This window comes from Massilia phyllosphaerae (assembly GCF_034659755.1).
GTDB lineage: Bacteria > Pseudomonadota > Gammaproteobacteria > Burkholderiales > Burkholderiaceae_D > Telluria > Telluria phyllosphaerae.
The window spans coordinates 755,508-774,549 of the sequence record NZ_JAXSQX010000001.1; the positions used below are offsets into that span (position 1 = coordinate 755,508).

Sequence of the window (19,042 nt, forward strand, 5' to 3'; positions counted from 1 at the left end):
GCGGCGGCCACGCTGCGCACGCTTGCCTGTTCATAATCTGCAGGATCGGCCGGATTTTGTCACAATGCTCATCGGCGGCACCGCAAGCGCCGCCGGCATTTTGTCCAACCGCGACATCCACCGAAGGAGACGCATCATGACCTGGCAAACCCCGCAAGCGATCGACGTTCGCCTCGGCTTCGAAATCACGATGTACATTTCGAACCGTTGATCGTCAACCGCCGGCAGGCCTCGGACGCGTTCCGTCGCCCGCCGGCACCGCTTGCCTCACTACCTGGAACACTCTTTGAAAATCCGTATCCTCGGTTCGGCGGCCGGCGGCGGTTTCCCGCAATGGAACTGCAACTGCGTCAACTGCGATGGCGTGCGCAAGGGCACCATCGACGCCGTCCCGCGCACCCAATCCTCGATCGCCGTTAGTGAAAACGACACCGACTGGCTCCTTATCAACGCCTCGCCCGACATCCTGGCCCAGATCCGCGCCAATCCGGCCCTGCAGCCGGCACGCGCGATCCGCGACAGCGGCATCGCCGCGGTCCTGCTGATGGATGCCCAGATCGACCACGTCACCGGCCTGCTGATGCTGCGCGAGCGCGGCAGCCCGCTGCCGCTGTACGCCACCGAACAGGTGCTGGCCGACCTGGCGCAGGCGCTGCCGATCACGCGCGTGCTCGGGCACTACTGCGGCGTCGATGCGCGCCCGCTCGCCCTCGACGGCGCCGCGCTGGCGATTCCGCCGCTGGCCGCCACCACCATCCTGCCGGTGCCGCTGCTGAGCAAGGCGCCGCCGTATTCGCCGCACCGCGACGACCCGCACCCGGGCGACAACATCGGCCTGACGATCCGCAACGGCGCCAGCGGCAAGCGCCTGTTCTATGCACCCGGCCTGGGCGAGATCACGCCGGCCGTGGAAGAGGCCATGCGCGGCGCCGACGTGCTGCTGGTGGACGGCACCTGCTGGAGCGACGACGAGATGCTCACCATGGGCCTGTCGAAAAAGACCGCGCGCATGATGGGCCACCTGGCGCAATCCGGCCCGGGTGGCATGATCGAGCTGCTCGACCGCATGCCCGCAAGCCGCAAGATCCTCATCCACATCAACAACAGCAATCCGATCCTGCGCGAGGACGCGCCGCAGCGCGCCGTGCTGGCCGCGCACGGCATCGAAGTCGCCCTGGACGGCATGGACATCGAACTATGAACGACATCACCCGCAGCGACGTCCAGCAGCCGTGGTCGCGCGCCGAATTCGAAGCGCAGCTGCGCGCGATGGGCAAGGGCTACCACATCCACCATCCGTTCAACGTGCGCATGAACGCGGGCCTGTGCTCGCCGGCGCAGATCCGCGGCTGGATCGCCAACCGCTTCTACTACCAGTTCATCATCCCCAAGAAGGACGCGGCGATCCTGTCGAACTGCGACGACCGCGAGACGCGCCGGCTGTGGATCGCGCGCATCCTCGACCACGACGGCTATGGCGACTACCAGGGCGATGCAGAGGGCGGCATGGAAGCCTGGACCCGGCTGGGCGAGGCCGCCGGCATCCCGCGCGCCGAGCTGTGGTCGCTGCGGCACGTGGTGCCGGCGGTGCGCTTCGCCTGCGACGCCTATGTCGACTTCGCGCGCCGTTCGCCGTGGCAGGAAGCGGTGTGCTCGTCGCTGACCGAGATGTTCGCGCCGCAGATCCACAAGGACCGGCTGGCCGGCTGGCCCGCGCACTACCCGTGGGTCGAGGCGGACGGACTGACCTATTTCCGTACCCGCATCCCGCTGGCCCAGCGCGACGTCGAGCACGGCCTGTCGGTCACGCTCGATTATTTCAAGACGCGCGAACAGCAGGAGCGCGCACTCGCCATCCTGAAATTCAAGCTGGACATCCTGTGGGCCATGCTGGATGCCATCGAAAAGGCCTATCCCGAATGAGTACCGCACCAACGCCGGCCATCCCGGCCACCCCGTCGATCAACCGCCGCTTCCGCCTGCAGTGGGAACCGGCCCAGGACAGCCACGTCCTGCTGTACCCGGAAGGCATGGTCAAGCTGAACGCCAGCGCCGGCGAGATCCTGGCCTGCTGCGACGGCGTGCGCAGTGTCGACGAGATCGTGGCGGTGCTGGAAGCGAAGTTCCAGACCCAGGGCCTGCGCGGCGACATCGAGCATTTCCTGGCCTATGCCAGCCAGCAGCAGTGGATCGTGTGATGCAGCTTGCCACGACATCCCCGGCAGCGCCGCCGCCGCCGTTCTGGCTGCTGGCCGAACTGACCTACCGTTGTCCCTTGCACTGCGCGTTCTGCTACAACCCGCTGCATTACGAAGGCGTGCGCAACGAGCTGAGCACCGGCGAATGGGTCGACGTGCTGCGCCAGGCGCGCGCGCTCGGCGCCGTGCAGCTGGGGTTGTCGGGCGGCGAGCCGTTGACGCGCGACGATCTCGAGGAACTGGTCGCGGAAGCGCGCCGCCTCGGCTTCTACAGCAACCTGATCACCTCCGGCGTCGGCCTGACGGAAACGCGCATCGCCGCGCTCAAGCAGGCCGGCCTCGATCACATCCAGCTGTCGTTCCAGGATTCGACGCGCGAGCTCAACGATTTCCTGAGCAGCACCAAGACCTTCGAACTCAAGCTGAAGGTCGCGAAGCTGATCAAGCAGTACGATTACCCGATGGTGATGAACTGCGTGCTGCACCGCTACAACCTGCCGCACGTCGGCAAGATCATCGAGATGGCGCTGGAACTGGGCGCCGAATACCTGGAGCTGGCCAACACCCAGTACTACGGCTGGGCCATGAAGAACCGCGACCAGTTGATGCCGACGCTGGAACAGGTGCGCGAAGCCGAGCGCGTGGTGGCCGAGTACCGCGAGCGCATCGGCGAGCGCTGCAAGCTGCTGTTCGTGGTGCCCGATTATTTCGAGAACCGGCCCAAGGCCTGCATGAACGGCTGGGGCCAGGTCTTCCTCGGGGTGGCGCCGGACGGGGTGGCGCTGCCCTGCCATAACGCGCGCGACCTGCCCGGGCTCGACCTGCCGAACGTGCGCGACATGCCGCTGTCCGCGATCTGGCGCGACAGCCGCGCTTTCAACGCCTACCGCGGCAACGACTGGATGCAGGAACCCTGCCGCAGCTGCGACGAAAAGGGGCGCGACCTGGGCGGATGCCGCTGCCAGGCCTTCATGCTGGCGGGCGACGCCGCTGCCACCGACCCGGTCTGCGCCAAGTCGCCGCGGCGGCACGAGGTCGACCAGGTGATCGCCTTTGCCGCGCGCGCCGGCGCCGCGCCGGCCGTCCATGCCGGCAAGGTGCAACCGATCCTGTTCCGTACCGATGCCAATTCGCGCAGCCTGAGAACCGGACAGGCCGAGTGAGCCTGGGGTGAGCTGGTCATGCGCTGACGCCCATCAGGGTGTCGCGCCGCAGCCGCAAGTGGCTGCCCTGTACCCGGATGCCGGCCGCCATGCCCCAGGCCGCGGCCCAGCGCAGCGCGCGGTCGGTCGCCGGGCCGAAAGGCCGTGCGGCCGCGGCGCGCCGCAGGGCGGTCGCCATGCGCTGCATCGCGTACATTTTTTTGGGTGAGATCTGCTTTGCCATATCAAAAAGATAATGGCGTGGCGTGTTCAGAACGGTGCTCTAGTTAACGGAAAAGGGAAGCGCGCGGCTTCCCTTTGTTGTTTGCGTGCGGCGGCTAACGCAGCTCAGGCATGCACGGTGCGTTTGTTACCGTTCGAGTAAGCCCAGCCCAGCATGACGATGCCGGCGACGATCATCGGCAGCGACAACACCTGGCCCGACGTGATCGGCAGGCCGAACACGTGGGTTTCCCAGTCCGGCACGCGGAACCATTCGGTGAAGAAGCGGGCGCAGCCGTACAGCAGGGTGTACAGCGCGCCGACCGCCAGGCGCGGCCGCGGCTTGCGCGCGAACAGCCACACGATGATGAAGCACAGGATGCCGTCGACCAGCATCTGGTACAGCGGCGACGGGTGCACCAGGCCCGGCACGCCCGGCCATTGCATGGCCCAGGGCAGGGAGGCGTCGGCGGCGCGGCCCGGCAGTTCGGCGTTGATGAAATTGCCCAGGCGGCCGCAGGCATAGCCGATCGGCACCATCGGCGCGATGAAGTCATACACGTCGAGCAGGTTGCGGCCGCGCTTTTTGGCCCACAAGGCCATTGCGATCAGCACACCGATGAAGCCGCCGTGGTAGGACATGCCGCCATGCCAGGTCATGAAGATCTCGGCCGGATGCGCGAAAAAGTAATCGGGCCGGTAGAACAGCACTTCGCCCAGGCGCCCGCCGATCACCACGCCCAGCATGCCGTAGAACAGCATGTCGTCCAAGTCCTCGTTCTTCCACCCTTGCGCGGCAATGTGGGGCTGGGTCTTGATGCGCACCCGGCCCAGGATCACGAACAGGGCAAAGGCGAGCACATACATGATCCCGTACCAGTGGATGTCGACGGGGCCGATGCTGAAGGCGATCGGGTTCGGTTGCGGGTGTACGAGCATATTAGATAGTCCTCAGTAATTCCAGAAAGCCCTGCAGTACCGGCGACGGATTGTCGCGGCGCCAGGCGATGCCGGTGTCGACGCGCGGCGTCGGGTCGGCGAGGGCACGGTATTCTACGCCCGGCCGCATCAGGTTGGCGACGGATTGTGGCACAAGTGCCAAGCCCATGCCCGCGGAGACCAGGCTGACGATGGTCTGCATCTGGATCGCCTGCTGGCCGACGGCGGGCGTGATGCCGGCCGCGCGCCAGCAGGACAGGATGGCGTCGTGCAGGGCCGGCGAGACTTCGCGCGGGAAAATGATCAGCGGCATGTGCGGCACGTCCTGCAGCCGCACCGGGGCGCCATCCGGCGGCAGCGCCAGGCCGGCGGGCGCGCACAGGATCAGCGGCTCGTCCAGCACCTTCAGGTAGTCGAGTTGCGCCAGCGCCCGGTCGGGCAGCGGCGGGATCAGGAAGCCGGCGTCGATGCGTCCGCGCAGCAGTTCCTCGACCTGCACGTCGGAAGTCGCTTCGTGCAGGCTCAGGTGCACGTCCGGATAGCGCTCGCTGTAGCGGCGCAGGAAGGGCGGCAGCACGCTGTAGTCCGCCGAGGTGATGAAGGCGATTGCCAGCCGGCCCGCTTCGCCGGCGGCGGCGCGCCGCACCAGCTCCGGCAGCGACTCCGCTTCCGCCAGCAGCCGTTTCGCTTCGGGCAGCAGGGCGGCGCCGGCCGGCGTCAGGGCCACGGCGCGGCGGTTGCGCAGGAACAGCGGCGCGCCGAGCTGGTCCTCCAGCGCGGCGATGGCCTGCGACAACGGCGGCTGCGTCATGTGCAGGCGCACGGCGGCGCGGCCGAAGTGCAGCTCTTCGGCGACGGTGACGAAATAGCGCAACTGGCGCAGTTCAAGATGCATGGTCTGACATTCGGCGATATGTATTTATAGGCGTTTTCAATGCTGTGATTCGCCGAGAATATCACACAGATCTATAACCCATTTGACCTGACGCTGTGTGCGGTGCATGCTTTTCGTGTACGGATATCGAGGAGACCGCCATGCCCTACAACCGCCGTTCCCGCCACGTCACCGAAGGCGTCGCCCGCAGCCCGAACCGCTCGATGTACTACGCGATGGGTTACCGCGAAGCCGATTTCGACAAGCCGATGATCGGCGTCGCCAATGCCCACTCCACCATCACGCCTTGCAATGCTGGCCTGCAGAAGCTGGCCGACGCCGCGGTGGCGGCGGTCAAGGAGGCCGGCGCCAATCCGCAGGTGTTCGGCACCCCGACCATCTCGGACGGCATGTCGATGGGCACCGAGGGCATGAAGTTCTCGCTGATCTCGCGCGAAGTGATCGCCGACAGCATCGAGACCTGCGTCAACGGCCAGTGGATGGATGGCGTGGTCGTGATCGGCGGCTGCGACAAGAACATGCCGGGCGGGATGATTGCGCTGGCGCGCACCAACGTGCCGGGCATCTATGTGTACGGCGGCACCATCCGGCCCGGGCACTGGAAAGGGAAGGACCTGACCATCGTGTCGGCCTTCGAGGCGGTTGGGGAATTCACGGCGGGGCGCATGAGCCGGGAAGATTTCGACGGCATCGAAAAGAACGCCTGCCCGTCGTCCGGTTCCTGCGGCGGCATGTACACGGCGAACACGATGTCTTCGTCGTTCGAGGCGCTCGGGATGTCGCTGCTGTATTCGTCGACGATGGCCAATCCGGACGACGAAAAGACCGATTCCGCCGCCGCATCGGCGCGCGTGCTGGTGGAGGCGGTGAAGCGCGACCTCAAGCCGCGCGACATCATCACCCGCGAATCCATCGAGAACGCGGTGGCGCTGATCATGGCCACCGGCGGCTCCACCAACGCGGTGCTGCACTACCTCGCCATTGCCCACGCAGCGGAGGTGGAATGGACGATCGACGATTTCGAGCGCGTGCGCCGGCGCGTGCCGGTGATCTGCAATCTGAAGCCCTCGGGCGAGTACGTGGCCACCGACCTGCACCGCGCCGGCGGCATTCCCCAGGTCATGAAGCTGCTGCTGGACGCCGGCCTGCTGCATGGCGGCTGCATGACCATCACCGGGCGTACGCTGGCCGAGGAACTGGCCGGTGTGCCCTCGAACCCGCCGGCCGGGCAGGACGTGATCCGGCCGCTCGACCGCGCGCTGTACGCGGAAGGGCACCTGGCGATCCTGAAGGGCAACCTGTCGCCGGAAGGCTGCGTGGCCAAGATCAGCGGCCTGAAGAACCCGGTGATCACCGGTCCGGCGCGCGTGTTCGACGACGAAGCCAGCGCCATGGACACCATCCTGGCCAACCGCATCAACGCCGGCGACGTGCTGGTGCTGCGCTACCTGGGACCGCGCGGCGGCCCCGGCATGCCCGAAATGCTGGCGCCGACGGCGGCGCTGATCGGCAAGGGCCTGGGCGAATCGGTCGGCCTGATCACCGACGGCCGCTTTTCCGGCGGCACCTGGGGCATGGTGGTGGGGCACGTGACGCCGGAAGCCTTCGAGGGCGGCACCATCGCGCTGGTGGAGGAGGGCGATTCGATCACGATCGATGCGCACCAGCTGCTGATCCAGCTGAACGTCGCGGACGAAGAGATCGCCCGCCGCCGCGCCGCCTGGACCCCGCCGGCACCGCGCTACACCCGCGGCGTGCTGGCCAAGTTTGCGGCACTCGCACGGCCGGCAAGCAAGGGCGCGGTCACCGACTGACGGGACGCCTCAATTCGGGGTCAGAGCAGAATGCGGGGGACTAACATAATTCTGCTCTGACCCCGAATGGGGGTTAGCGGCGCTTGTCGAAGCTTTGCTTGACGCGCGCCTGGCGGCGCTTTTCGTCTTCCGCGTGGGCTTTCTTTTTATCGAGACCGAGCATCTTTTCGATGAACTCGAACCAGACGAAGCCGGCGACCATCAGGCCGATGATCCACCACCACGACAGCGCGGCAAATTTCCAGACTTCGAAGAAACGCAGGACAACGAGGACGAGGATCAACAGGATCAATGGCATGGCAATTCCTTTCAACCGGCATCCTACAACAGTAATGCCTGTCGGCAACGAAATCCTGCCTGTTCGTCAACGAAAATGTGTTTCAGCCGTTACGGAATATGTCGATGCCACTCTGGTGAGTGAAACACGCTAGAATCGGGCATCTGAGCTGTAGAGCTTTTTCTATTGGAGGAGAAAAGAGAATGAAACGGTCCCTGATGATGTTGGTGGCGGTGTCGGCGCTGGCTTCGACGAGCGCCTTTGCGCAAGCCGATCTGGCCAAGGCCAAGAATTGCATGTCGTGCCACGCTGTCGGCAACAAGCTGGTCGGTCCCGCGTACAAGGACGTCGCCGCCAAATATGCCGGCCAGAAGGGCGCCGAAGACAAGCTGGTGCAGAAGGTCCTGAAGGGCGGTTCGGGCGTCTGGGGCCCGGTGCCGATGCCGGCCAATCCGCAGGTGAGCGAGGCCGAAGCCCGCACGCTGGTGAAATGGGTGCTGGCGCAGAAATGATCGTGTAATGCATAATAAAAAACGCCACTGCATGCAGTGGCGTTTTTTATTATGCCGTAAAAGCTCGTCTTAGCGCACCACGTCCAGCCTGGTCCGCTTGCCACCCTTGTAGGTGAACAAGGTCAGCGCCCCATCCTTGATGTCGCCCTTGTCATCGAACTGGATGGTGCCGGTCACGCCTTCGTACTTGATTTTCTTCAGCTCGGGCAAGTACTTGGCCGGGTCCGCCGATTTGGCGTTCTGCATCGCCGTCGCCATCACCATCACCGCATCGTAGACGTAGGGCGCGTACAACTGCACGTCCATGTTGAACTTCTTCTTGTAGCGCGCGCGGAAGTCTTCCATCACCTTTTCCTGTGGCCCCTTGACGCCGCCCGCTTCGGCACAGAACACCTTGCCTTCGCCGAGGCCGGCGCCGGCCAGGCGGCCCAGCGCATCGGTGCACATGCCGTCGCCGCCCATGAAGGTTGTCGGGATGCCGAGCGCCTTGATCTGCTTCAGCATCGGGCCGGCCACCGAATCCATGCCGCCAAAGAAGATCAGGTCTGGCTTCTTGGCCTTGATCGAGGTCAGGATGGCGGTGTAGTCGGTCGCGGTCGCGCTGGTGAATTCGCGCCCGACGATGCGCACGCCCGCGCCGCCCTTCACGCCTTTGGCGAACTGGTCGGCCACGCCCTGGCCGTAGGTGGTGCGGTCGTCGATGATGGCGATGTTCTTCGCCTTCAGGGTGTCGACCGCATACTTGCCCATCGTGGCGCCGAGCTTGACGTCGCTCGCCACCACGCGGAAGGCGCCGGGGAAGCGCTGCGCCGTGTATTGCGGCGCGGTGGTCGCCGGCGAAATCTGCACGATGCCGGCGTCGTGGTAGATCTTCGAAGCCGGTATCGAGGTGCCCGAGTTCAGGTGGCCGATGATGCCGTTGACGTGGGCGTCGACCAGCTTCTGCGCCACTGCGGTGCCCTGTTTCGGATCGGCGCCGTCGTCTTCCGACACCAGCTGGATGGTGACTTTCTGGCCGTTGATGGCGACACCCTTGGCATTCAGTTCGTCGACCGCCATGCGCGCGGCGTTTTCCATGTCCTTGCCGAGGTGGGCGCTGGGGCCGGAGATCGGCGCCACGTGGCCGAGCTTGACGACCTGCTGGGCGCCGGCCGAGCCGGCAAAGGCCAGGGCGATGGCAAACGGGATGACTCTGGTGATGACCTGCATGTTCTTCTCCAAGGGAATTAACCGAGCGCCTAACAAAACCTCCATGGCTGCGTTGCATCGTCTCGCCGTACTAGCGTACTGTCTTCGACGATGCGTCGGCAAGCCGCGTCTCTTGCCCTGAAGGCTTTGTTAGACGCTCTCAAGTTTTCAAGGCCGCAGTGCAAGGTATTTGCGCATGGCAAAGGTACAGCAAATTGCCGGCTTCGCAAAGCTTGATGAAGGCCGCACCTGTGCAGTGCGGCCACGCCCCCGGATGAGGCGGGAAGGGATCAGGGCGTGCGCGATTTCAGGTGCGCGAGTTCCTGGGACACGGCGCGCGACACGACCTGTTCGACGGTGTGCTGCAGGCCGTCGCGCAGCTCGGCGGCCAGGCGGGTGGCCACATGGTCGAGTACGGGCGCCAGGCTGGTGCGGATCTGGTCTTCGAGCGTCAGTTCGACGCGGTCCTGCAGGCGGTCGAGCACGCGCGCGACCAGGCGCTCCTCGAGGGCCTGCCAGGCGTTGTTTTCGTGGTCTTCGGCGGTCGGTGCCGCGGCCGGCGCCGCGGGCGCCACCGCTTCCACGGTGTCGGCCGCAGGCGCTACACCCACAGGCGCTACATCCACGGGCGGCGCTTTCGCAGGGGGTACTTCGGCAGGCGGCGCCGCCTCGGCCACCACCTCGGTCAGCACGGGAATGCTCTCGTCGTAGGCAGGCGTCGGGGTCATGGCTTGCCCGCCACGAAGTGGGTCAGTGGATACGACTGCCGTTTATAGGCGACGTAGCGTGCCCGGCCGGCCGCGGCGTCTTCCTCGTCGGTCGAGATGATCTCGAACACGCGCTCGAAGCGCTCGAAGCCGGCCGGGGTGCGGCGCGTCAGGTTGACCAGCATGTCGCGGTGCGGCAGCTCGGCAGCTTCGTCGAAGGTGACGATTACCGGCGTTTCCGGCGCCAGCGGGTCGCCCGCCATCACGTGCGGGATGAAATCAGTGCCGGACAGGGTCCACAGGGCGTCGTTCAGCTCGGCGGCCTGGGCCGGGCCGTCGGCCAGCAGTACCAGCTTGCCGCGCGCGGCATAGGCCTTGCGCGCCAGCCGGCATGCATAGCTGAGCTTATCGGGGATATTGGTATGGAAATCGATCCGGGTCATACGGGGCTCGGTGTGAACTTATTGCGTGGGCGGCGTGCCGGCCGCGGAAGACTGCCGGCTGCGCGGCTGCTGGTCGGCCGCCTGGGCCGCGGCCTCGTCCGGCGGCATCTTGATCTGCCCGCGCACGGGCGGGGTCGGCAAGGCGCTCGTGGTGGTGGCAGGGGTAGCGACGCCCGAGCCGGCACCCGCCGCCGGCACCGGCGCCGCGAACTGGTAGGACGGCGGCAGCATCTTCTGTCGCGGGTAGGCGGCCGCGCTCAAGGCATCCTGCCAGGCCGCGGCCTGGAAACCGGCGACCTTGCGGCTGCCGACCAGCAGTAGCGGCAGCTCGCTCCTGCCGCCGTTGGCGCGTTCCAGCTGCTGCTGGTCTTCACCGGTGTTGACGGTGCGTTCGGAAAACGGAATGCCGCGTGCGCGCAGCAGGGCGCGGCCCTGGTCGCAGCCGTCGCAGCGTGCGGTGGTGTAGAGCACGACCGGCGCGGCCTGCACGGCGCGCGCCAGTTCGTAGGGAAATACCGGTGCCCGCGCGGGCGCCGGCCTGTCTGTTTTGAGGATATCGGATTTGACGCGCGGCGGCGGCGTGTCGCCGTAGTGGGTCACGCCGTGCTCGTCTTTCCATTTGTAGACTTGCGCGGCGGCGGCTTCGGCGATCACCAGCAGGACCAGTCCGAGCAGGGCGGCTGCCAGCCGCCGGTGTCCGGGATGCCCATCGTGTGTTCGCTTCATCGAAGCCTCCGCAGCGTCATGGCGTCAAGCCTGCATCCCGCTGTGGCGCAGCAGCGCGTCGATGTTCGGTTCGCGGCCGCGGAAGGCCTTGAACGATTCGAGCGCAGGACGCGAGCCGCCCACCGACAGGATCTCCTGGTGGAAGCGCTTGCCGGTCTGGTCCAGCAGCTCGCCGCCGCCGGCCTCGACCGCCTCTTCGAAGGCCGCATACGCGTCCGCCGACAGCACTTCCGCCCACTTGTAGCTATAGTACCCCGCCGCGTAACCGCCGGCAAAGATATGGCCGAACGAGTGCTGGAAGCGGTTGAACGAGGGCGGCACCATGACCGAGAACTTGCTGCGCACGTCGTCCACCAGTGCCTGCACGGTCTGCTGGCTGTTGGGGTCGAAGTCGTAGTGCAGGTGCATGTCGATCAGCGAGAACTCGACCTGGCGCAGCGTCTGCATGCCGGACTGGAAGTTTTTCGCGGCCAGCATCTTGTCGTACAGCGCGCGCGGCAGCGGCTCGCCGGTCTTGATGTGAGCGGTCATGCCTTGCAGTACGTCCCACTCCCAGCAGAAGTTTTCCATGAACTGGGACGGCAGCTCGACCGCGTCCCACTCCACGCCCGAGATGCCGGAAACCGACAATTCATCGACTTCGGTCAGCATGTGATGCAGGCCGTGGCCGAACTCGTGGAACAGCGTGGTCACTTCGTCGTGCGTGAACAGCGATGGCTGCAGCTTGCCTTCGACCTCCGCCGGCGGGGTGAAGTTGCAGGTGAGGTAGGCGATCGGCGTCTGCACGATGCCGCCGGTGGTCAGCCTGCGGCCACGGGCGTCATCCATCCACGCACCCTGGCCCTTGCCCTGGCGCGCGTACAGGTCGAGGTAGAACTGGCCGATCAGCGCGCCGTTCTTTTCGATGCGGAAGAAGCGCACGTCCGGATGCCACACAGGCGCCTGGTCCGGGGCGATCGTCACGTTGAAGAGGCGCGAAATCACGCCGAACAGCCCGTCGATGACCTTGTGCTCGGGGAAGTACTGTTTGACTTCCTGGGCCGAGAAGGCATAGCGCTTTTCGCGCAGCTTTTCCGAGGCGTAGGCCACGTCCCAGGCCTGCATGTCGGCGATGCCCAGCTCGTCTTTTGCAAACGTGCGCAGCTCTTCCAAGTCTTTCTCGGCATACGGACGCGCGCGGCGCGCCAGGTCTTCCAGGAACTCGATCACGTGTTCCGGGCTCTCGGCCATCTTCGGTTCCAGCGACACGTGGGCGAAGCTGGTGAAATCGAGCAGCTTGGCTTCCTCGTCGCGCAGCCTCAAGAGCTGGGCGATGTTGCCCGTGTTGTCCCACTTCTCGACTTCCGAGAACACCACGCCCATTTCGGACGCCTTGGTGGCGTTGGCGCGGTAGATCTGTTCGCGCAGTTCGCGCTTGTCGGCGAATTGCAGGATCGGGAAATAGGATGGGAAATGCAGGCTGAATTGCCAGCCGCTCTTGCCGTCGCGCTCGGCCGCGGCACGGGCGGCGCTCTTGACGTCGTCGGGCAGGCCGGCCAGGTCGGCTTCATCGGCGACCAGCAGCTTGAAATCGTTGGTGGCGTCCAGCACGTTTTCCGAGAAGCGGGTCGACAGTGCCGCCTGCTGCTCCTGGATCTCGGCAAAGCGCTCCTTCTGCTTTTCCGGCAGCTCGGCGCCGCCCAGGCGGAAATCGCGCAGCGCGTTGTCGACGATGCGCTTGCGTGCCGGGCTCAGGGTGACGAATTCCGGGCTGGCGTGCAGCGCCTTGTATTTGGCGAACAGCGCTTCGTTCTGGCCCAGTTCGGTGAAGAACTCGGTGACCTTCGGCTGGTTTTCGTTGTAGACCGCGCGCAGTTCCGGCGTGTCCATCACGTGGTTCAGGTGGTTCACCACGCCCCAGGCGCGGCCGAATTGCTCGGTCGCTTCCTCGAGCGGCACGACAAAATTGTCCCAGGTGACGGTGTCAAAGGGCGCTTCCAGCTGCGTCACCACCTCGCGCGCATGGGCGATCAATTGATCGATCGCGGGCGTGACGTGCTCGGGACGGATCTTGTCGAAACGTGGCAGTCCCGAAAAATCGAGAAGGGGATTGCTGGTGTCGATACTCATGGTCTTCCTTCCATAGTCATGCGGTGGGTTATGCAACACCGGGCGCCGGGATCATGCCGGCTGCCTGTCCAAGGCGTTCCTGCTTCTTGCCGAGCACGCGTTCCGCGGATTCGACGGTATTCATCAACAGCATGGTAATCGTCATCGGGCCGACGCCACCCGGCACCGGTGTCACGTGCGAGGCCACTTCGCTGACGCCGGCGAAATCGACGTCGCCGCACAGCTTGCCCGCATCGTCGCGGTTCATGCCGACGTCGATCACGATCGCGCCCGGCTTGACCATGTCGGCGGTCACGGTGTTGCGGCGGCCGACGGCGGCCACGATGACGTCGGCCTGGCGGGTGTGGTAGCCCAGGTCCGGCGTTGCGCTATGGCAGATGGTGACGGTTGCGTTGGCTTGCAAGAGCAGCAAGGCCATCGGCTTGCCGACCGTGTTCGAGCGCCCGATGACGACCGCGTGCTTGCCGCGCAAATCGTAGCCGGTCGATTCGATCAGCTTCATGCAGCCATAAGGCGTGCACGGGCGGAAGCCGGGCAGGTTGGCGACCAGTTCGCCGGCCGACAGCACCGAGTAGCCGTCGACGTCCTTGGCTGTGGCGATCGCCTCGATCACTTTCGACGAGTCGATGTGCTTCGGCAGCGGCATCTGTACCAGGATGCCGTGGATTGCCGGGTCTTCGTTCAGCGCGGCGATGCGGTCCAGCAGCGCCTGTTCCGAAAAATCGGCCTCGTACTTTTCCAGCACCGAATGGAAGCCGACTTCGCCGCAGGCCTTGACCTTGTTGCGCACGTAGACGTGGCTGGCCGGGTCGTCGCCGACGATGATCACGGCCAGGCCCGGCTGGTGGCCGGCCTGGGTGAGGGTGGCGGCGCGCGCGGCGATGTCGGCACGCAGTTGTTTGGAAAGTTGGACTCCGTCGATCAGTTGGGCGGGCATGGCTGGAAACTCACTGTCTGGACAAAAACGAAATTATACGTGCCGCAGGTATCGCGCGCCGTCTCTCGACGTTCGTTGTCATATTTATAGATGCGCTTGCAGATACCGGAAAAGCCGCTGGAACCAAGATCCCATGCGGCTTTCATAGGGAAATTCCATATTATGAAATTGAATATCGTATTTTGAAAAACGGCTGATCCACTGGTAAAATCGTCAGGCTTTAGAGCGTCTAACAAAACCTTCAGGGCAAGGCGCATCGTCGAAGACAGTACGTTGGTACGGCGAGACGGTGCAACGCAGCCATGGAGGTTTTGTTAGACGCTCGAATTAGGGAAGTCTTTTCTGCCACCAAACGTCCACATATTTGACCAAGGTCGGGTGGGGCACCAACTCAAGGAGACGTAGTAATGTCAGCTCAACTCGACCAGTTGACGGCCCAAGCCGCCAACGACCCGGATACGCTCGAGACCAAGGAATGGCTCGACGCGCTCGAAGCCGTCATCGAATTCGAAGGCACCGATCGCGCCCACTACCTGCTGGAGCGCCTGGTCGACCTGGCCCGCCGCCGCGGTGCCCATGTCCCGTTCTCCAGCAACACCGCCTACGTCAACACCATCCCGGCGCACCTCGAAGAGCACTGCCCGGGCAACCTCGAATACGAAGAGCGCCTGCGCTCGTGGATGCGCTGGAACGCGATGGCGATGGTGGTCAAGGCCAACCGCGCCGACGGCGACCTGGGCGGCCACATCTCGTCCTTCGCTTCGCTGGCCAACATGCTGGGCATCGGCTTCAACCACTTCTGGAAAGCCCCGTCGGAAAACCATGGCGGCGACCTGCTGTACATCCAGGGCCACTCGTCGCCCGGCATCTACGCGCGCGCCTTCCTGGAAGGCCGCATCTCCGAAGAGCAGCTGCTGAACTTCCGCCGCGAAGTCGACGGCAAGGGCCTGTCGTCCTACCCGCACCCGAAACTGATGCCGGACTTCTGGCAGTTCCCGACCGTGTCGATGGGCCTGGGCCCACTGATGGCGATCTACCAGGCACGCTTCCTGAAGTACCTGCACGCCCGCGGCATCGCCGATACGGCCGAGCGTAAGGTCTGGGTCTTCTGCGGCGACGGCGAGATGGACGAGCCGGAATCGATGGGCGCGATCGGCATGGCCGCCCGCGAACGCCTCGACAACCTGGTCATGGTCGTCAACTGCAACCTGCAGCGCCTGGACGGTCCGGTGCGTGGCAACGGCAAGATCATCCAGGAACTGGAAGCCGACTTCCGCGGCGCCGGCTGGAACGTCGTCAAGGTCGTCTGGGGTCCGGGCTGGGACGCCCTGCTGGCCAAGGACAAGGATGGCATCCTGCAGCGCGTGATGATGGAAACCGTCGACGGCGAATACCAGAACTACAAGGCCAAGGACGGCGCCTACGTGCGCAAGCACTTCTTCGGCAAGGATCCGGAGCTGCTGAAGATGGTCGCCAACATGAGCGACGACGACATTTGGCGCCTGACCCGCGGCGGCCACGACCCGCACAAGATCTATGCCGCGTTCAAGAACGCGCAGGAGAACAAGGGTTCGCCGACCGTGCTGCTGGTGAAGACCGTCAAGGGCTTCGGCATGGGCAAGTCGGGCGAGGCGCGCAACACCGCGCACCAGACGAAGAAGTTAGATGATGAGGCAATCCGCGAAATGCGCGACCGCTTCGCCATCCCGATCCCGGACGACAAACTGGCCGACATCCCGTTCTTCAAGCCGTCCGACGACGCGCCTGAAATGAAGTACCTGCACGAGCGCCGCGCGGCCCTCGGCGGCTACCTGCCGTCGCGCCGCCAGCAGGCCGACGAGCAGCTGGTGGTGCCGCCGCTGTCGACCTTCAAGGCCGTCCTTGATCCGACCGCCGCCGGCCGCGAGATCTCGACCACGCAAGCCTACGTGCGCACCATCACCGCGCTGCTGAAGGACCAGAGCCTGGGCCAGCGCATCGTGCCGATCCTGGTCGACGAATCGCGTACCTTCGGCATGGAAGGCCTGTTCCGCCAGATCGGTATCTTCAACCAGCAGGGCCAGCTGTACGAACCGGTCGACAAGGACCAGGTGATGTACTACCGCGAAGACAAGGCGGGCCAGATCCTGCAGGAGGGCATCAACGAAGCGGGCGGCATGAGCTCGTGGATCGCCGCGGCGACCTCGTACTCGAGCAACAACCGCGTGATGATCCCGTTCTACACCTTCTACTCGATGTTCGGCATGCAGCGCGTCGGCGACCTGGTCTGGCTGGCCGGCGACATCCGTGCGCGCGGCTTCCTGATGGGCGGCACCGCAGGCCGCACCACGCTGAACGGCGAAGGCCTGCAGCACGAGGACGGCCACAGCCACATCATCGCGGCCACGGTCCCGAACTGCATCCCTTACGACCCGACCTACGGCCACGAAGTCGCCGTCATCATCCAGGACGGCCTGAAGCGCATGGTGGAGAAGCAGGAAGATGTGTTCTATTACATCACCATCATGAACGAGAACTACCCGCAGCCGGGCCTGAAGGAAGGCCAGGAAGAGGGCATCCTGAAGGGCATGTACCTGCTGCGCGAAGGCCAGGCCGGCGCCGCCAACCGCGTCCAGCTGATGGGCTCGGGCACCATCCTGCGCGAGTCCGAGTACGCCGCCGAGCTGCTCCAGAACGACTGGGGCGTTGCCGCCGACGTCTGGTCCTGCCCGTCGCTGACGCTGCTGGCCCGTGACGGCCAGGACGCCGACCGCTGGAACCTGGTGCACCCGGCCGAGGAAGCGCGCCTGCCGTACGTGACCCAGCTGCTGAAGGACACGACCGGCCCGATCGTCGCGACCACCGACTACATGCGCATGTTCGCCGAGCAGATCCGCGCCTACATCCCGAACGGCCGCACCTACAAGGTGCTGGGCACCGACGGCTTCGGCCGCTCGGACTCCCGCGCCAAGCTGCGCGAGTTCTTCGAGGTGAACCGTTACTACATCACGGTCGCCGCGCTGAAGTCGCTGGCCGAAGAAGGCAAGATCGCGGCATCGGTGGTTGCGGACGCGATCGCCAAGTACGGTATCGATCCGAACAAGCCGAATCCTGTGACCCAGTAATGCTTAGGAAGCGCGCACGTCGAACGCAATCGAAAGCGTGTGCGCACCGATCCGTCGCCCCTGCGCAGGCAGGGGTCCAAGTTCGTGGCGAACCATGACACTTGGGCCCCTGCCTTCGCAGGGGCGACGTTAAGCTAACGATAAAAATACGGAGCTAACACATTATGAGCATTGTGGAAGTCAAAGTCCCCGACATCGGCGACTTCAAGGAAGTGGAAGTCATCGAGCTGATGGTCAAGCCGGGCGACACCATCAAGGTCGACCAGTCGCTGGTGACGGTGGAATCGGACAAGGCGAGCATGGAGATCCCGTCCAGCCACGCCGGCGTCGTCAAGGAAATCAAGGTCAAGGTCGGCGATAAGGTCGCCGAAGGTTCGCTGGTGCTGCTGGTCGAAGAAGCCGCCGGCGCCGAAGCCGCGCCTGCCGCGGCGCCTGCCGCTGCTGCTCCCGCTGCCGCCGCACCTGCTGCTCCCGCTGCTGCCGCCGCACCGGCGGCGTCGGGTGGCATCGTCGAAGTCACCGTACCGGACATCGGCGACTTCAAGGAAGTCGAAGTCATCGAATTGATGGTGAAGCCGGGCGACCAGATCAAGGTCGACCAGTCACTGATCACGGTCGAATCGGACAAGGCCAGCATGGAGATCCCGTCCAGCCACGCCGGTACCGTCAAGGAAATCAAGGTCAAGGTCGGCGACAAGGTCGCCGAAGGTTCGCTGGTGCTGCTGGTCGAAGCGGCCGGTGGCGCCGCCTCGCCGGCGCCTGCTGCAGCCTCGCCTGCTGCCGCACCGTCCGCAGCCGCACCGGCGCCCGCCGCCGCACCGGCTGCAGCGCCGGCCGCTGCACCGGCTGCAGCGCCGGCCGCCGCGCCGGCCCCGAGCTTCGCCAACGCCCACGCCTCGCCGTCGGTGCGTAAATTCGCCCGCGAACTGGGCGTGGACCTCGGCAAGGTCAAGGGTTCCGGTCCGAAGGGCCGCATCACCCAGCAGGACGTGCAGGGCTTCGTGAAGGGCGTGATGAGCGCAGCCCCGGCCGCCGCACCGGCCCCGGCCGCTGCGGGCGCCGGCGTCGGCGGCATCAACCTGCTGCCGTGGCCGTCGCTCGACTTCAGCAAGTTCGGCCCGACCGAATCACAGCCGCTGGCCCGCATCAAGAAGATCAGCGGCCAGAACCTGCATCGCAACTGGGTCATGATCCCGCACGTCACGCATTTCGAAGATGCCGACGTCACCGACCTGGAAGCCTTCCGCGTCGAGTCGAATGCCGCCTACGCCAAAGCCAAGTCGCCGACCAAGCTGACCATGCTGGCCTTCGTGATCAAGGCGTCGGTTGCCGCGCTGAAGAAGTTCCCGGCGTTCAACTCGTCGCTGGACGAGCCGAATGGCGCGCTGATCCTGAAGCAGTACTACAACATCGGCTTCGCGGCCGATACCCCGAACGGCCTGGTGGTCCCGGTCATCAAGGACGCCGACAAGAAGTCGATCTCGCAGATCGCCACCGAAATGGGCGAACTGTCGGCACAGGCACGCGATGGCAAGCTGTCGCCGTCGAACATGCAGGGCGCGACCTTCACCATCTCGTCGCTGGGCGGCATCGGCGGTACCGCGTTCACCCCGATCATCAACGCACCGGAAGTGGCCATCCTGGGCCTGTCCAAGTCGGCGATGAAGCCGGTGTGGGACGGCTCGAGCTTCCAGCCGCGCCTGACCCTGCCGCTGTCGCTGTCCTACGACCACCGCGTGATCGACGGCGCCGGCGCTGCCCGCTTCGCGGCCTACCTGGCCGACGTGCTGGCCGACCTGCGCAAGACGCTGCTGTAAGGAGCCGACACT

General features: G+C 65.3%; 20 protein-coding genes. 9 read left to right on the forward strand and 11 right to left on the reverse strand.

The window, feature by feature from the left end; genetic code table 11:
* The first annotated feature begins 64 nt into the window (after window positions 1–64).
* The 5 genes from pqqA to pqqE all read left to right on the forward strand — a co-directional run bounded on the left by pqqA (window position 65) and on the right by pqqE (window position 3,361).
* Window positions 65–211 carry a pyrroloquinoline quinone precursor peptide PqqA gene (pqqA, locus tag U1H99_RS03280; RefSeq protein WP_323140334.1) on the forward strand — a complete coding sequence of 49 codons (147 nt, stop codon included), beginning with the start codon at window positions 65–67 and terminating at the stop codon, window positions 209–211.
* Between the two features lie 75 nt (window positions 212–286).
* On the forward strand, window positions 287–1,201 hold the full coding sequence (gene pqqB / locus U1H99_RS03285) for a pyrroloquinoline quinone biosynthesis protein PqqB (protein WP_323140335.1): 915 nt from the start codon (window positions 287–289) through the stop codon (window positions 1,199–1,201).
* Entirely contained in the window at window positions 1,198–1,923 is a 726-nt protein-coding gene (pqqC, locus tag U1H99_RS03290) for a pyrroloquinoline-quinone synthase PqqC (protein WP_323140336.1), read from the forward strand. The genes pqqB and pqqC overlap by 4 nt, the downstream gene beginning before the upstream one ends.
* Entirely contained in the window at window positions 1,920–2,198 is a 279-nt protein-coding gene (pqqD, locus tag U1H99_RS03295) for a pyrroloquinoline quinone biosynthesis peptide chaperone PqqD (RefSeq protein ID WP_323140337.1), read from the forward strand. The genes pqqC and pqqD overlap by 4 nt, the downstream gene beginning before the upstream one ends.
* On the forward strand, window positions 2,198–3,361 hold the full coding sequence (gene pqqE, locus U1H99_RS03300) for a pyrroloquinoline quinone biosynthesis protein PqqE (protein ID WP_323140338.1): 1,164 nt from the start codon (window positions 2,198–2,200) through the stop codon (window positions 3,359–3,361). Before pqqD ends, pqqE begins: the two co-directional genes overlap by 1 nt.
* A gap of 16 nt (window positions 3,362–3,377) precedes the next feature.
* On the opposite strand, the gene U1H99_RS03305 is transcribed toward pqqE, so the two are convergent.
* The 3 genes from U1H99_RS03305 to U1H99_RS03315 all read right to left on the reverse strand — a co-directional run bounded on the left by U1H99_RS03305 (window position 3,378) and on the right by U1H99_RS03315 (window position 5,396).
* Window positions 3,378–3,539, reverse strand: coding sequence for a hypothetical protein (locus U1H99_RS03305; protein WP_323140339.1), 162 nt, complete (start codon window positions 3,537–3,539; stop codon window positions 3,378–3,380).
* A gap of 149 nt (window positions 3,540–3,688) precedes the next feature.
* Window positions 3,689–4,501, reverse strand: a complete 813-nt coding sequence (lgt, locus tag U1H99_RS03310) for a prolipoprotein diacylglyceryl transferase (RefSeq protein WP_323140340.1) — start codon at window positions 4,499–4,501, stop codon at window positions 3,689–3,691.
* Between the two features lies 1 nt (window position 4,502).
* Complete coding sequence (locus tag U1H99_RS03315; RefSeq protein WP_323140341.1) at window positions 4,503–5,396, reverse strand: LysR family transcriptional regulator; 894 nt, start codon at window positions 5,394–5,396, stop codon at window positions 4,503–4,505.
* A 140-nt stretch (window positions 5,397–5,536) separates the two neighbouring features.
* Here U1H99_RS03315 and ilvD point away from each other — a divergent pair, with 140 nt between their 5' ends.
* Window positions 5,537–7,210 (forward strand): dihydroxy-acid dehydratase, encoded by a 1,674-nt coding sequence (ilvD, locus tag U1H99_RS03320; protein WP_323140342.1) that lies wholly within the window; start codon window positions 5,537–5,539, stop codon window positions 7,208–7,210.
* Window positions 7,211–7,283: 73 nt separating this feature from the next.
* Here the strand turns inward: ilvD and U1H99_RS03325 are convergent, their stop codons facing one another.
* Window positions 7,284–7,508, reverse strand: a complete 225-nt coding sequence (locus U1H99_RS03325) for a TIGR04438 family Trp-rich protein (protein ID WP_323140343.1) — start codon at window positions 7,506–7,508, stop codon at window positions 7,284–7,286.
* Window positions 7,509–7,690: 182 nt separating this feature from the next.
* Here U1H99_RS03325 and U1H99_RS03330 point away from each other — a divergent pair, with 182 nt between their 5' ends.
* Entirely contained in the window at window positions 7,691–7,999 is a 309-nt protein-coding gene (locus tag U1H99_RS03330) for a c-type cytochrome (protein WP_323140344.1), read from the forward strand.
* A gap of 69 nt (window positions 8,000–8,068) precedes the next feature.
* On the opposite strand, the gene U1H99_RS03335 is transcribed toward U1H99_RS03330, so the two are convergent.
* The 7 genes from U1H99_RS03335 to U1H99_RS03365 all read right to left on the reverse strand — a co-directional run bounded on the left by U1H99_RS03335 (window position 8,069) and on the right by U1H99_RS03365 (window position 14,255).
* Complete coding sequence (locus U1H99_RS03335) at window positions 8,069–9,208, reverse strand: branched-chain amino acid ABC transporter substrate-binding protein (protein ID WP_323140345.1); 1,140 nt, start codon at window positions 9,206–9,208, stop codon at window positions 8,069–8,071.
* A gap of 269 nt (window positions 9,209–9,477) precedes the next feature.
* Entirely contained in the window at window positions 9,478–9,915 is a 438-nt protein-coding gene (locus U1H99_RS03340; RefSeq protein ID WP_323140346.1) for a DUF2486 family protein, read from the reverse strand.
* On the reverse strand, window positions 9,912–10,337 hold the full coding sequence (locus tag U1H99_RS03345) for a DNA polymerase III subunit chi (RefSeq protein ID WP_141832269.1): 426 nt from the start codon (window positions 10,335–10,337) through the stop codon (window positions 9,912–9,914). Before U1H99_RS03345 ends, U1H99_RS03340 begins: the two co-directional genes overlap by 4 nt.
* Before the next feature lie 18 nt (window positions 10,338–10,355).
* Complete coding sequence (locus U1H99_RS03350; RefSeq protein ID WP_323140347.1) at window positions 10,356–11,063, reverse strand: DUF4124 domain-containing protein; 708 nt, start codon at window positions 11,061–11,063, stop codon at window positions 10,356–10,358.
* Between the two features lie 24 nt (window positions 11,064–11,087).
* A complete protein-coding gene (locus U1H99_RS03355) occupies window positions 11,088–13,172 on the reverse strand; it encodes a M3 family metallopeptidase (RefSeq protein ID WP_323140348.1) in 2,085 nt (694 codons plus the stop codon).
* Between the two features lie 28 nt (window positions 13,173–13,200).
* The gene (folD, locus tag U1H99_RS03360) at window positions 13,201–14,109 is read right to left on the reverse strand and encodes a bifunctional methylenetetrahydrofolate dehydrogenase/methenyltetrahydrofolate cyclohydrolase FolD (protein ID WP_323140349.1); all 909 of its coding nucleotides are present in this window, start codon (window positions 14,107–14,109) and stop codon (window positions 13,201–13,203) included.
* Window positions 14,094–14,255, reverse strand: coding sequence for a hypothetical protein (locus tag U1H99_RS03365; RefSeq protein WP_323140350.1), 162 nt, complete (start codon window positions 14,253–14,255; stop codon window positions 14,094–14,096). Before U1H99_RS03365 ends, folD begins: the two co-directional genes overlap by 16 nt.
* A 261-nt stretch (window positions 14,256–14,516) precedes the next feature.
* Between U1H99_RS03365 and aceE the strand changes: the two genes are divergently transcribed.
* Both aceE and aceF read left to right on the forward strand, forming a co-directional pair.
* Window positions 14,517–17,213: a pyruvate dehydrogenase (acetyl-transferring), homodimeric type gene (gene aceE / locus U1H99_RS03370; protein ID WP_323140351.1), complete on the forward strand. Its 2,697-nt coding sequence runs from the start codon at window positions 14,517–14,519 to the stop codon at window positions 17,211–17,213.
* A gap of 164 nt (window positions 17,214–17,377) precedes the next feature.
* The gene (gene aceF / locus U1H99_RS03375) at window positions 17,378–19,030 is read left to right on the forward strand and encodes a dihydrolipoyllysine-residue acetyltransferase (protein WP_323140352.1); all 1,653 of its coding nucleotides are present in this window, start codon (window positions 17,378–17,380) and stop codon (window positions 19,028–19,030) included.
* The last annotated feature ends 12 nt before the right edge of the window (window positions 19,031–19,042 follow it).

Coding starts and splice junctions, on each gene's coding strand:
- pqqE (WP_323140338.1), top strand. CDS start 2,198: ATGCAGCTTGCCACGACATCCCCGGCAGCGCCGCCGCCGCCGTTCTGG.
- pqqC (WP_323140336.1), top strand. CDS start 1,198: ATGAACGACATCACCCGCAGCGACGTCCAGCAGCCGTGGTCGCGCGCC.
- ilvD (WP_323140342.1), top strand. CDS start 5,537: ATGCCCTACAACCGCCGTTCCCGCCACGTCACCGAAGGCGTCGCCCGC.
- pqqA (WP_323140334.1), top strand. CDS start 65: ATGCTCATCGGCGGCACCGCAAGCGCCGCCGGCATTTTGTCCAACCGC.
- U1H99_RS03345 (WP_141832269.1), bottom strand. CDS start 10,337: ATGACCCGGATCGATTTCCATACCAATATCCCCGATAAGCTCAGCTAT.
- pqqD (WP_323140337.1), top strand. CDS start 1,920: ATGAGTACCGCACCAACGCCGGCCATCCCGGCCACCCCGTCGATCAAC.
- U1H99_RS03335 (WP_323140345.1), bottom strand. CDS start 9,208: ATGCAGGTCATCACCAGAGTCATCCCGTTTGCCATCGCCCTGGCCTTT.
- U1H99_RS03365 (WP_323140350.1), bottom strand. CDS start 14,255: ATGAAAGCCGCATGGGATCTTGGTTCCAGCGGCTTTTCCGGTATCTGC.
- folD (WP_323140349.1), bottom strand. CDS start 14,109: ATGCCCGCCCAACTGATCGACGGAGTCCAACTTTCCAAACAACTGCGT.
- U1H99_RS03350 (WP_323140347.1), bottom strand. CDS start 11,063: ATGAAGCGAACACACGATGGGCATCCCGGACACCGGCGGCTGGCAGCC.
- aceE (WP_323140351.1), top strand. CDS start 14,517: ATGTCAGCTCAACTCGACCAGTTGACGGCCCAAGCCGCCAACGACCCG.
- U1H99_RS03330 (WP_323140344.1), top strand. CDS start 7,691: ATGAAACGGTCCCTGATGATGTTGGTGGCGGTGTCGGCGCTGGCTTCG.
- U1H99_RS03305 (WP_323140339.1), bottom strand. CDS start 3,539: ATGGCGACCGCCCTGCGGCGCGCCGCGGCCGCACGGCCTTTCGGCCCG.
- aceF (WP_323140352.1), top strand. CDS start 17,378: ATGAGCATTGTGGAAGTCAAAGTCCCCGACATCGGCGACTTCAAGGAA.
- U1H99_RS03340 (WP_323140346.1), bottom strand. CDS start 9,915: ATGACCCCGACGCCTGCCTACGACGAGAGCATTCCCGTGCTGACCGAG.
- U1H99_RS03315 (WP_323140341.1), bottom strand. CDS start 5,396: ATGCATCTTGAACTGCGCCAGTTGCGCTATTTCGTCACCGTCGCCGAA.
- U1H99_RS03325 (WP_323140343.1), bottom strand. CDS start 7,508: ATGCCATTGATCCTGTTGATCCTCGTCCTCGTTGTCCTGCGTTTCTTC.
- U1H99_RS03355 (WP_323140348.1), bottom strand. CDS start 13,172: ATGAGTATCGACACCAGCAATCCCCTTCTCGATTTTTCGGGACTGCCA.
- lgt (WP_323140340.1), bottom strand. CDS start 4,501: ATGCTCGTACACCCGCAACCGAACCCGATCGCCTTCAGCATCGGCCCC.